The organism is uncultured Caulobacter sp. (assembly GCF_937900395.1).
Taxonomy (GTDB): domain Bacteria; phylum Pseudomonadota; class Alphaproteobacteria; order Caulobacterales; family Caulobacteraceae; genus Caulobacter.
This window is the reverse complement of the sequence record NZ_CALCDX010000051.1, coordinates 1-11,849: the sequence shown is the minus strand read 5'-3', so window position 1 is coordinate 11,849 and position 11,849 is coordinate 1. Positions and strand designations below refer to the sequence as shown.

13 protein-coding genes are annotated in these 11,849 nt (G+C 66.3%); 10 read left to right on the top strand and 3 right to left on the bottom strand.

What is annotated here, in order from left to right; translation table 11 throughout:
- The first annotated feature begins 20 nt into the window (after positions 1-20).
- The 3 genes from Q0379_RS04675 (at position 21) to Q0379_RS04665 (ending at position 3,804) form a co-directional block, all read left to right on the top strand.
- On the top strand, positions 21-1,400 hold the full coding sequence (locus Q0379_RS04675) for an ethanolamine ammonia-lyase subunit EutB (RefSeq protein WP_299004914.1): 1,380 nt from the start codon (positions 21-23) through the stop codon (positions 1,398-1,400).
- Positions 1,397-2,209 carry an ethanolamine ammonia-lyase subunit EutC gene (gene eutC, locus Q0379_RS04670; RefSeq protein ID WP_299004912.1) on the top strand — a complete coding sequence of 271 codons (813 nt, stop codon included), beginning with the start codon at positions 1,397-1,399 and terminating at the stop codon, positions 2,207-2,209. The genes Q0379_RS04675 and eutC overlap by 4 nt, the downstream gene beginning before the upstream one ends.
- A 104-nt stretch (positions 2,210-2,313) precedes the next feature.
- Entirely contained in the window at positions 2,314-3,804 is a 1,491-nt protein-coding gene (locus Q0379_RS04665) for an amino acid permease (protein ID WP_299004909.1), read from the top strand.
- A gap of 77 nt (positions 3,805-3,881) precedes the next feature.
- Here the strand turns inward: Q0379_RS04665 and Q0379_RS04660 are convergent, their stop codons facing one another.
- Positions 3,882-4,199 (bottom strand): DUF1476 domain-containing protein, encoded by a 318-nt coding sequence (locus Q0379_RS04660; protein WP_041538493.1) that lies wholly within the window; start codon positions 4,197-4,199, stop codon positions 3,882-3,884.
- Between the two features lie 389 nt (positions 4,200-4,588).
- Between Q0379_RS04660 and purC the strand changes: the two genes are divergently transcribed.
- Entirely contained in the window at positions 4,589-5,347 is a 759-nt protein-coding gene (purC, locus tag Q0379_RS04655; protein WP_004619432.1) for a phosphoribosylaminoimidazolesuccinocarboxamide synthase, read from the top strand.
- A 54-nt stretch (positions 5,348-5,401) separates the two neighbouring features.
- A complete protein-coding gene (gene purS, locus Q0379_RS04650; RefSeq protein ID WP_299004905.1) occupies positions 5,402-5,641 on the top strand; it encodes a phosphoribosylformylglycinamidine synthase subunit PurS in 240 nt (79 codons plus the stop codon).
- Positions 5,642-5,829: 188 nt separating this feature from the next.
- Here the strand turns inward: purS and Q0379_RS04645 are convergent, their stop codons facing one another.
- Positions 5,830-6,453 carry a TetR/AcrR family transcriptional regulator gene (locus tag Q0379_RS04645; RefSeq protein ID WP_299004902.1) on the bottom strand — a complete coding sequence of 208 codons (624 nt, stop codon included), beginning with the start codon at positions 6,451-6,453 and terminating at the stop codon, positions 5,830-5,832.
- An 85-nt stretch (positions 6,454-6,538) separates the two neighbouring features.
- Here Q0379_RS04645 and Q0379_RS04640 point away from each other — a divergent pair, with 85 nt between their 5' ends.
- From Q0379_RS04640 to Q0379_RS04620, 5 genes are all read left to right on the top strand, one after another.
- Positions 6,539-7,813, top strand: coding sequence for a cytochrome P450 (locus tag Q0379_RS04640; protein WP_299004899.1), 1,275 nt, complete (start codon positions 6,539-6,541; stop codon positions 7,811-7,813).
- 10 nt (positions 7,814-7,823) lie between these two features.
- The gene (locus Q0379_RS04635) at positions 7,824-8,003 is read left to right on the top strand and encodes a rubredoxin (RefSeq protein WP_013078381.1); all 180 of its coding nucleotides are present in this window, start codon (positions 7,824-7,826) and stop codon (positions 8,001-8,003) included.
- A gap of 105 nt (positions 8,004-8,108) precedes the next feature.
- Complete coding sequence (locus Q0379_RS04630) at positions 8,109-8,594, top strand: DUF3291 domain-containing protein (RefSeq protein ID WP_299004892.1); 486 nt, start codon at positions 8,109-8,111, stop codon at positions 8,592-8,594.
- A 53-nt stretch (positions 8,595-8,647) separates the two neighbouring features.
- Positions 8,648-9,310, top strand: coding sequence for a phosphoribosylformylglycinamidine synthase subunit PurQ (gene purQ / locus Q0379_RS04625; protein ID WP_299004889.1), 663 nt, complete (start codon positions 8,648-8,650; stop codon positions 9,308-9,310).
- A gap of 104 nt (positions 9,311-9,414) precedes the next feature.
- Positions 9,415-11,346, top strand: coding sequence for a CocE/NonD family hydrolase (locus Q0379_RS04620; RefSeq protein ID WP_299004886.1), 1,932 nt, complete (start codon positions 9,415-9,417; stop codon positions 11,344-11,346).
- Between the two features lie 57 nt (positions 11,347-11,403).
- Here Q0379_RS04620 and Q0379_RS04615 read toward each other — a convergent pair whose 3' ends face one another.
- A complete protein-coding gene (locus tag Q0379_RS04615; RefSeq protein ID WP_299004882.1) occupies positions 11,404-11,586 on the bottom strand; it encodes a hypothetical protein in 183 nt (60 codons plus the stop codon).
- Positions 11,587-11,849 lie beyond the last annotated feature (263 nt).

Below are 11,849 nucleotides of genomic sequence, written 5' to 3'. Positions count from 1 at the left end.
AACAGGGCTGATGAGGAACCATGGCCTTCGCCTCGACCCTTGGCGCGACCACCTGGCGCTTCGACAGCCTCGCCGACCTGCTGGCCAAGGCCTCGCCGCCGCGTTCCGGCGACGCCCTGGCGGGCGTCGCCGCCGAGAGCGCCCAGCAGAACGTCGCGGCCAAGGCGGCCCTGGCCGACACCCCGCTGAAAACCTTCCTGACCGAGGCGGTGGTGCCGTACGAGACCGATGAGGTCACGCGCCTGATCCTGGACGGCCACGACGCGGCCGCCTTCGCGCCTGTCGCCTCGCTGACCGTCGGCGAGCTACGCGACTGGCTGTTGTCCGGGGCCGCCACGCCTGCCGCGCTCGTCCGCCTGGCCCCGGGGCTGACGCCCGAGATGGCCGCGGCGGTCAGCAAGATCATGCGCAACCAGGACCTGATCCTGGCGGCCAGCAAGTGCGGGGTCGTCACCCGGTTCCGCAACACGATCGGCCTGCCAGGGACCATGGCGGTGCGGCTGCAGCCCAATCATCCGACCGACGATCCCGCCGGGGTCACCGCCTCGATCCTGGACGGCCTGATGTACGGCTGCGGCGACGCGGTGATCGGCATCAATCCCGCCAGCGACAACCTCTCGGTCCTGGGCGACCTGCTGCGCCTGATGGACGACCTGATCGCCCGGTTCGAGATTCCGACCCAGTCCTGCGTCCTGACCCACGTGACCAGCGCCGTCGAACTGGTCGAGCGTGGCGCGCCCGTCGACCTCGTCTTCCAGTCGATCGCCGGAACCGAGGCCGCCAACGCCAGCTTCGGCGTCACCCTGGCCCTGCTGAAGGAAGGCCTGGACGCCGGCCGCTCGCTGAAGCGCGGGACCGTCGGCGACAATGTCATGTACTTCGAAACCGGCCAGGGCTCGGCCCTGTCGGCGGGCGCCCACCACGGCGTCGACCAGCAGACCCTGGAGGCCCGCGCCTATGGCGTGGCGCGCGTCTTCGAGCCGCTGCTGGTCAATTCGGTCGTCGGCTTCATCGGCCCGGAATACCTGTACGACGGCAAGCAGATCATCCGGGCGGGGCTGGAGGATCACTTCTGCGGCAAGCTGCTGGGCGCGCCGCTGGGCGTCGACGTCTGCTACACCAACCACGCCGAGGCCGACCAGGACGACATGGACACCCTGCTGACCCTGCTGGCCGCGGCGGGCGTCACCTTCATCATGGGCGTGCCCGGGGCCGACGACGTGATGCTGAACTACCAGTCGACCTCGTTCCACGACGCGCTCTATGTCCGCGAGCTGCTGGGCCGCAAGCGCGCGCCCGAGTTCGAGGCCTGGCTAGAGCGCTTCCGGATCACCGGGCCGGACGGACGCCTGGCGCCGCCCCGGGCCGAACACCCTCTGCTGGCGGGAGCCGTCGCTTGAACCGGCCCGTGCCGCCCGATCCCTGGACCGCCCTGCGGGCTCGGACGCCAGCCCGCATCGCCATCGGCCGCAGCGGCGCCAGCCTGCCGACCCGGGAGGTTCTGGCCTTCGCCCAGGCCCACGCCCAGGCGCGAGACGCGGTCCATACGCCGTTCGACGCGGCCGCCGTCATCGCGCGGATCAAGGCGCTGGATCTGCCGACCCTCCTGGTCGACAGCGCCGCGCCCGACCGCGGCGTCTATCTGCGCCGCCCCGACCTTGGCCGCCAGCTTTCGGACGCCGCCCGCGCCGACCTCGGCCGACGCTCCGCAGGCCCCGTCGACCTCGCCATCGTGGTCGCCGACGGCCTGTCCAGCACCGCCGCGCACGCCCACGCGGCGCCCTTGATCGCCGCCCTGTTGCCCCGCGTCCGCGCCGAGCGCTGGAGCCTAGCCCCCGTGGTCGTGGCCCGGCAGGCCCGCGTGGCCCTGGGCGACGAGGTCGGCGAGCGGCTTGGCGCGCGGTTGCTGCTGGTGCTGATTGGCGAACGCCCGGGTTTGTCCTCGCCCGACAGCCTCGGCGCCTATCTGACCTTCGCGCCCCGGGTCGGGCGGGTCGACGCTGAGCGCAATTGCGTGTCGAACATCCGGCTCGAAGGCCTCTCGTACGAGGCTGCCGCCTTCAAGCTGGCCTGGCTGTGCAAGGAGGCGCTGCGCTTGGCCGCGACGGGCGTGGCGCTGAAGGACGAAAGCGACGTCGCGGCCCTCCCCTCGGCCACGCCAGCCACCGAGATCGCCCTGGAGTTGGGCGAACGTCGTTCCCCGTGCTGAAATAGTAAACGCCGCGGAGCTCTAGAGCCGGCGCGCCCTCGCGCCGCCTCGCCTCGACGCGCTGATCGCGAGCAACCATGGCGGCCAGGTGCGGAGGGATAATCATGAGCGAACCGACATCGGGCGGCGTCAAGTACGAGACCGTCGAGGACGGCTATTTCGACAAGCGAGGCCTCAAACGCTACGCGGGCGTGTTCTCCCTGTGGGCGCTAGGGGTCGGCGCGGTGATCTCGGGCCAGTTCTCGGGCTGGAACCTGGGCATGGGGACCGGCGGCTGGGGCGGCATGCTGGTGGCCACCCTGATCATCACCGTCATGTATTTGGGGCTTACCTTTTCGATCGCCGAGATGGCGGCCGCCCAGCCGCACACCGGCGGGGCCTATTCGTTCGCCCGGACGGCGATGGGGCCCTGGGGAGGCTTCATCACCGGCCTGTGCGAGAATGTCGAATACGTGCTGACCGCGGCCGTGGTCTGCTTCTTTATCGGCAGCTACCTGTCGGGGATCTTCGAGACGCCGACCTGGGCCCAGCCGCTCTATTGGATCGGCGCCTATGTGGTGTTCGTGGGGCTGAACGCGGGCGGCGTGGCGATGTCGTTCCGCTTCACTGTGTTCATCACTCTCCTGGCCCTGGCCTGCCTTGCGGTGTTCTGGGTCAGCGCCATCCCGCACGCCGACTTCGGCAAGTACGCCCTGAACGTCGGCCCGGGCGGAGTCGAGCTGAAGGACGGGCACGGTCCGTTCCTGCCGGCCGGGATCGGCGGAGCGCTAGCCCAGCTGCCGTTCGCGGTCTGGCTGTTCCTCGCGATCGAACAGCTGCCGCTGGCCGCCGAGGAGTCGCACACACCGCAGCGCGACCTGCCCAAGGGGATCATCCTGGGCATGCTGACCCTGATCGTCTCGGCTCTGCTGGTGCTGTGGTTGAACGCCTCGATCCCGGCCGGGACCTTCGCGCTCTCCAAGTCGGGCGAGCCGATCCTGGACGGCTTCCGGGCGATCTACGGCGGGTCCCTGGCCAAGGTGCTGGCGGCCGTGGCCGTGGCCGGCCTGATCGCCAGCTTCCACGCCATCATCTTCGCCTATGGCCGGCAGATCTATTCGCTGTCGCGCGCCGGCTACTTCCCGCGCCCGCTGTCGCTGACCCACGGCGTACGCAAGACCCCGGACGTGGCGTTGATCGTCGGCTCACTGGCCGGGCTGGCGGTGATGCTGGCGGTCTGGTTCGCGCTCGGCGCCGAGAAGGGCGCGGCGGTGATCGGCGGCACACTGCTTAACATGGCCGTGTTCGGCGCCATGCTGTCCTATGTGGCCCAGGGCGTGTCCTACATCCTGCTACGCCGCAAGCTCCCTGACCTCGAACGCCCCTACAAGAGCGTGTTCGGCGTCGCCGGGGCCGGCCTGACGGTGATCATCTCGCTGATCACCATCTTCTACCAGCTGAAGGATCCGATCTATCGGACCGGCGTCATCGGCGTCGCGATCTGGTTCGCGGTGGGGATCGCCTATTTCGCCGCGGTCGGGCGCAAAAAGCTGGTGCTATCTCCCGAGGAAGCCTTCGCCATGAGCGGGGGCAAAGCCAACTACCAGACACACTGACGCCAAACCTGACCCCAAATGAGAAAGGCCGCCCCTCGGGGCGGCCTCGCTCGAACCGGTCAGGCGTGAAGACGGGCTTATTCGCCGGCCTTGATCTGCTCGCGGGCCTGGGCCAGCAGCTCGGCCATCTTCATGCGGACCTCGCCCTCGCCGATCGAGACGCCCGAGCCCTTCAGGTCCTCGTAAACCTTACGGAAAACGTCGTCGTCGCCCGGCTGCTCGAAGTCGGACTTGACCACGGCGCGCGCGTATTCCTCGGCGGTCGCAAGGCCCATCAGGCCAGCCGCCCATTCGCCCAGAAGGCGGTTGCGGCGCGCGGCCGCCTTGAATTCCAGTTCCTGGTCCAGCGCGAACTTACGTTCGAAACCCTGCTCGCGTTCGTCGAAGGTGGTCATGAAGGCCCCAAAGTCGCCCGCTTGCGTGGCGAGATCCATCGATCTGCCACGCAAGCTCTAATTCTAAACATTTTGAGCATGATGGTCGCCAAAACCGGCGTCCACTTTCGGCTACCATGCTCCTACGGCGGCTGCATATATCGTGCCGCTTCCATCCGCAATCTCGGGATCGTCTCGCGGCGGCGATTATGGCGCCAGCATAAACCAAAACGCCCTGCGTTTATTTGCGCGCGCGCGCTCATTCGGGTAGGTTCCGCCAGACATTTTTTAGTGAGCGGCCTTGAGTCGAAAGCCGCGCGCAGCTATCCGCCGCGCGCGCTTTTCGTTTCTCGGGAAGTTTTTCCGGGTAAGGGCGGCGCGCGCTTCCAAAAAGGGCCTCGACGAGAGCCATGACGACCCGTCGCAAGAAGATTTACGAAGGCAAGGCCAAGATCCTGTACGAGGGCCCCGAGCCCGGCACCCTGATCCAGTACTTCAAGGACGACGCCACCGCGTTCAACGCGCAGAAGAAGGCCGTCCTGGAAGGCAAGGGCGTCATCAACAACCGGATCAGCGAGTACATCATGACTCGCCTGAACTCGATCGGCGTCCAGAACCACTTCATCCGCCGCCTGAACCTGCGCGAGCAGCTGATCAAGGAAGTCGAGATCGTTCCGCTCGAAGTCGTGGTGCGCAACATCGCCGCCGGCTCGATCGCCACGCGCCTGGGCCTGACCGAGGGTCAGCCCCTGCCCCGATCAATCATCGAATTCTACTACAAGGACGACAAGCTCGGCGATCCGATGGTCTCCGAGGAGCACATCACCGCGTTCAACTGGGCCGCGACCCAGGAGATCGACGACATGATGGCCATGGCCTTGCGGGTGAACGACTATCTGTCGGGCTTGTTCAGCGGCGTCGGCATCACGCTGGTGGACTTCAAGATCGAGTTCGGCCGCGTCTACGAAGGCGACTTCTCGCGCATCATCCTGGCCGACGAGATCAGCCCCGACAGCTGCCGCCTGTGGGACGCCGCGACCAACGAGAAGCTGGACAAGGACCGCTTCCGCCGCGACCTCGGCAACGTCATCGAGAGCTATACCGAGGTGGCCCGCCGCCTGGGGATCATGAAGGAAATGCCGACCGTCATCCAAGGCGGCATGCACTAAGCCTTCGATCTGAAGTCGTCGCGACGCCGAGCGTCGCGAAGGGAGAGTTAGTCAGTGAAAGCCACCGTCCACGTGTTCCTGAAGCCCGGCGTTCTCGACGTCCAGGGCAAGGCCGTCGAAAACGCCCTGCACGGCCTGGGCTGGCCCTCGGTCAAGGACGCCCGCGTCGGCCGCGTGATCGAGTTCGACCTGGCCGAGACCGACGCCGAGAAGGCCAAGGCCGAGGTCAAGGCCATGTGCGAGAAGCTGCTGGCCAACACCGTGATCGAAAGCTACCGCATCGAGGTGGCGTAAAAGAACCCTCTCCCAGAGGGAGAGGGCGGGGCCCAAGGCGTAGCCTTGGGAGGGTGAGGGGTTTAATTGCCGACCGGCGGCCCCTAACAACCCCGTTCCGACGCCTCGGCGATTTCCGAGAGATAGAAACCTCTCACCCTCCCACCGCTACGCGGCGGCCCCCCTCCCTCTCTCAAAGAGAGAGGGGCTTAAGATGCGAAGCTCGTCCGCAGCATCGCTAGACTGGTCTCGCGAATTGGTTCGAGATCCATCTGCGGATCGATCAGCAGCTGGGTGGACAGCCCCAGCAACAACGATCCCACCATCAGAGCGGCCGCGTCGGCGTTGAGCGCCTTGCGGATCACACCTTCGGCCTGGCCGCGCAGGACCATCCCCTCCAGCCGCTCCTCCGCGCCCTTGTGCGCCAGGGCGAAGGGCGCCCGCAGCTCCGACACGTCGGCCACCGCGCCGGCCAGCAGCACGAAATAAGCCCGCATCTCGCCGTCTCGCGACAGGTTCGTCAGGAAGGCGTCGACGAAACCCAGCACCGCCTCCAGCCCGTTGAGCTGGTCGAGGCGGCGATCGTCCATCAGCGCCTCCAGCCGCGCCTGCAGCCTGGCGATCAGCGCCTCGATCAGGCCCTGCTTGGAGCCGAACCGCTGGGTGACGAGCCCGCGGCTATAGCCCGCCCTCAGCCCGATGTTCTCGAAGGTGGCGGCCGCCACGCCCTGCTCGGCGATCAGCTCGGCCGCTGCGCGCAGCAGTTCGGCCTCCGACTGCTGGCGGCGGTCGGACTGTGTGCGGCGCTCGGGAACCTTAAGGGACGACGTCATCTTGCCGAACTTAGTTATTTGTTGGACAACAAGCAAATAATTGAGATGGCCGGAGAGCCATCCTTGGGAGAACCAGGAGGCCTGCATGACGATCCCCGCCGATATCGCCAAGGACATTGTCGATCCCACCGCCTATGCGGACGGTGATCGCGTCGATCAGGCCTTCACCTGGCTGCGCAAGGAGGCGCCGCTGGACGTCGCCCAACCCGAGGGCTTCGATCCGTTCTGGGTCGTCACGCGCCACGCCGACATCCTGGAGGTCGAGCGCCAGAACGAGCTGTTCCACAATGGCGACCGCGCCACGGTGCTGACCACGATCGAGGCCGACCGCAAGGTGCGCGAGATGATGGGCGGGTCCCCTCACCTGGTCCGCTCGCTGGTGCAGATGGATAACCCCGACCACTTCGCCTATCGGAAGGTCACGCAAGGCTCGCTGCTGCCGCAGAACCTGCGGGCGCTGGAGGCCCGGATCCGTGAGATCGCTCGCGGCTTCGTCGATCGCATGGCCGAGCATGGCGACCGCTGCGACTTCGCGCGAGACGTCGCTTTCCTCTACCCCCTCCACGTGATCATGGAGGTGCTGGGCGTCCCCGAAAGCGACGAGCCCCGGATGCTCAAGCTGACCCAAGAGCTGTTCGGCAATGCCGACCCAGACCTGAACCGCAGCGGCAAGACGATCACCGACGCCGGCGAAGGCGTCGACAGCATCCAGTCCGTGGTCATGGACTTCATGATGTACTTCAACGCCATGACCGAGGACCGCCGCGCCAAGCCGCGCGACGACCTGGCCAGCATCATCGCCAACGGCAAGATCAACGGCGAGCCGATGGGCCACCTGGAGGCGATGAGCTACTACATCATCGCCGCCACGGCCGGCCACGACACCACCTCCTCGACCACCGCCGGCGCGCTGTGGGCCCTGGCCGAGAACCCCGAACAGTTCGCCAAGGTGAAGGCCGATCCGTCGCTGATCTCGGGCCTGATCGAGGAGTCGATCCGCTGGGTCACGCCGGTGAAGCACTTCATGCGCACCGCCACGGCCGACGCCGAACTGGCGGGCAAGAAGATCGCCAAGGGCGACTGGCTGTTCCTGTCCTATCCATCCGGCAATCGCGACGAGACGGTGTTCGACGACCCGTTCAGCTTCAAGGTCGACCGCACGCCCAACAAGCACATCGCCTTCGGCTACGGCGCGCACATCTGCCTGGGCCAGCATCTGGCCCGGATGGAGATGCGGGTGTTGTGGGAGGAGCTGTTCGCCCGCCTCGAGAGCGTCGAACTGGACGGAACGCCCACGCGGATGACCGCCAACTTCGTCTGCGGCCCCAAGGCCGTGCCGATCCGCTTCAAGATGCACTGAGGCGACGGCGATGAGCGCGGAACCCTTCAAGGTCTGGCAGTGCCGCACCTGCGGCTACATCTACGACGAGGAACAGGGCGATCCCGCCGAGGGTCTCGCGCCCGGCACGCGCTGGGCGGACATTCCCGCCGGCTGGATCTGTCCGATGTGCGGCACGCCGAAGTCTGACTTCGACATGATCGAGCTGTAGGCGTTCTCACGGTGACGATAGTTTAAGGCGGGTCTCGCGTCCGCCCCCCTTCCGCTTGAAGCTTCGCAGCACAATGTTCGGCCTCGAGCGGAAGGGAGATCGCCGATGAACGCCAAATTCCATCTGGCCGAGGTCAATGTCGGCCGCCTGAAGGCCCCGATCGATCACCCGATGATCAAGGACTTCGCCGACAACCTCGACCGCATCAACGCCTTGGCCGAAGGCTCGCCAGGTTTCGTGTGGCGGCTGAAGGGCGACGGCAACAACGCCACCGACTTGGCGATCGGCGACGATCCGCTGTTCATCCCGAACCTGTCAGTCTGGGAAGACATCCCGTCGCTCGGCGCATACGTCTATCGCAGCGGCCACGTCGAGATCATGCGCCGCCGCCGCGAGTGGTTCGAGCACATGGACCTCTACATGGCGCTGTGGTGGGTCCCGGCCGGCCATACGCCGACCGTCGAGGAGGCGCTGGAGAAACTGGCGCACCTGGAGGCTCACGGCCCGACGCCCGCGGCCTTCACCTTCAAGACGCCCTTCCCGCCGCCCAGCGGCGAGGCGGTGGAGCCCGAATTGGATCAGTGCGCGTAATATCGGCCTTGCGTGACTGACATTCCGTCCGAACGGTGATACAGGCCCGCGCCATGAAAGCCGCCGTCATCGTTTTTCCGGGTTCGAACTGCGATCGTGACTGCAAGGTCGCCATCGAGCGCTCCGCTGGGGCGCGCGTCGAAATGGTCTGGCACCAGGAGACGGCCCTGCCGGACGACCTGGACCTGATCGTCCTGCCCGGCGGCTTCTCCTACGGCGACTATCTGCGCTGCGGCGCCATGGCGGCGCTCAGCCCCGTCATGAAGGAAGTCGTCTCCGCCGCGAACAAGGGCGTGGCGGTCGTCGGCATCTGCAACGGCTTCCAGGTGCTGACCGAGGTCGGCCTGCTGCCCGGCGCACTGCTGCGCAACGCGGGCCTGAAGTACGTCTGTAAGCCCGTCGAGCTGGACATCGTCAACGGCCAAACCCGCTTCACCGCCGGCTATGGCGAGCAGCGCTCGGCGGTCATGACGGTCGGCAACGGCGAGGGCAACTACTTCGCCGACGAGGAAACGCTGGACCGCCTCGAAGGCGAAGGCCAGGTGGTGTTCCGCTACAAGGAAAACCCCAACGGCTCGGCCCGCGACATCGCCGGCATCATCAACGACAAGGGCAATGTCCTGGGCCTCATGCCCCACCCCGACCGCGCCTTCGACGCCGACCTGGGTTCGGAAGACGGCGCGATCCTGTTCCGCAGCATCTTCCAGAGCGCCTGATCCCGCTCTGTTCTCGGATAAAAAATGGGTTCCGCCGCGCTGTTACGGTGTAGCAGCCGCGAATTCCCAGTCCTAAGGTGCCGCCCTCTGTAGGAGGGCCAATCATGCGTTTCGTTTCCGCCTTGCGCGCCGGCTTGCTCGCCGCCGCGGCCGCTTCCGTGTTCGCCGCCGCGGCGCACGCCCAGATCTCGCCGATGACGCCGGACATCGACGGCAAGTACGTCGCGGCCAAGGTCAATTACGACTACGAAAAGCGGGTCGTGATGGTCCCGATGCGCGACGGGACCAAGCTCTACACGGTCATCGTCGTGCCCAAGGGCGGCAAGAACCTGCCGATCCTGCTGACCCGCACCCCCTACAACGCCGCCAAGCGCGCTGCGCGCGCCGACAGCTCGCGCATGGTCGCCGCCATGCCTCAGGGCGACGAGCCGTTCGTCGCCGACGGCGGCTATATCCGCGTTTTCCAGGACATCCGCGGCAAGTACGGCTCGGAAGGCGAGTACGTGATGACGCGGCCGCTGAAGGGCCCGCTGAACAGCTCCGAGGTCGATCACTCGACCGACGCCTACGACACCATCGACTGGCTGGTGAAGAACGTGCCGGAGACCAACGGCAAGGTCGGCATGCTGGGCAGCTCGTACGAGGGCTTCACCGTGGTGATGGCCCTGGTCAACCCGCACCCAGCCCTGAAGGCCGCCGCGCCGATGAGCCCGATGGTCGATGGCTGGATGGGCGACGACTGGTTCCAGTACGGCGCCTTCCGCCAGATCAACTTCGACTATTTCGCCGGCCAGACGACGGCGCGCGGCGCTGGCGAGGGCGTTCAGCGCCAGGGCTATGACGACTATTCCAACTTCCTGCGCGAAGGATCGGCCGGCGACTACGCCAAGAACCACGGCCTAGATCAGCTGCCCTGGTTCAAGAAGCTGGCCGAGCACACGGCCTATGACAGCTTCTGGAGCGAGCAGGCCCTCGACAAGACCATGGAGAAGACGCCGCTCAAGGTGCCGACCATGTGGATCCAGGGCCTGTGGGACCAGGAGGACATCTGGGGCGCGGTCCACTCGTATCCGGCGCTGGAGTCCAAGGACAAGAACAACGACATGAACTACCTGGTGCTGGGCCCATGGCGGCACAGCCAGGTCAACTACGACGGCTATAACCTCGGCCCGTTCAAGTGGGACGGCGACACGGCTCTGCAGTTCCGTCGCGACGTGCTGAAACCCTTCTTCGACCAGCACCTGAAGGACGCCCCGAAGGCCGACACCCCGCCGGTGCTGATCTACGATCCTGGCCAGAACAAGTGGAACCGCTACGCCAGCTGGCCCCAAGGCGGAACCAACGCCCAGACGACCAAGAACCTCTATCTGGAAGCCAAGGGCGGTCTCGACTTCAGCGCCCCCGCGCCCGCCAAGGGCGACGCGGCCTATGACGAATATGTCTCTGATCCGGCCAAGCCCGTGCCATACATCCCGCGCCCGCTTCAGTTCGCCGATCGCAGCCGCTGGACCACCTGGTTGGTCAGCGACCAGAGAAGCGTCGATGGTCGTCCTGACGTTCTGACCTATGTCACCGAGCCGCTAAAGGAACCGCTGAAGATCGCCGGCGTGCCGAAGGTGAACCTGTTCGCCTCGACCAGCGGCACGGACAGCGACTGGGTGATCAAGCTGATCGACGTCTATCCGGACGAGGTTCCCAGCCAGCCCGAACTGGGCGGCTATCAGCTGCCGGTCGGCATGACCATCTTCCGGGGCCGCTATCGCGAGAGCTTCAGCCAGCCCAAGGCCCTGACGCCCAACAAGGCGCTGAAGTACCAGTTCATCCTGCCGACCGCGAACTACACCTTCAAGCCGGGCCACCGGATCATGGTGCAGGTCCAATCCAGCTGGTTCCCGCTCTACGATCGGAACCCGCAGACCTTCGTGCCGAACATCTTCTTCGCCAAGCCGTCCGACTACGTGAAGGCGACGCAGCGGGTGTTCCACGCCGGCGATACGGCCAGCTTCATCGAGCTGCCGGTCGTCGACGCCAAGTAGACGCAAGAAGGGCCGGCGGTGATCCGCCGGCCCTTCCTCTACGGAGAGTCTCGTCGATCAGGCGCGGCCGGGATTGCCCTGGCCGCCGCCCTGCCCAGCCTGACCCGCTTGGCCGCCTTGCTCGCGCTGTTGCGGGTTTTGCGGGTTTTGGGTCTGGCCGCCTTGTTGCTGTTGCTGGCCAGGGGCTTGGCGTTGCTGGTCGTTCTGCTGCTGCTGCGGATTACGGTCTTGTTCGGCCATCGGGCTTCTCCTTCGGTTCACAGCGCGCTCGTGACGCACGGAAAGAGAACGGGCGCGGAGTCCTGACGTTCCTCCGGTCAAGCCGCCTTAATTCCACTCAAGCTCATGGATTCGCTCGACTTTGATGGTGATGAGCGCGCACGGTCGCGACGGTCGCCCTCGCCTCTCGACGAAGAATGCCCTTGGGATGTGGCGGAATCCCGGGGACCGGGTTAGAAGGCGCGCCCATGAGCACGCCCCAAAAGCCCATGGCCGAATTGGCC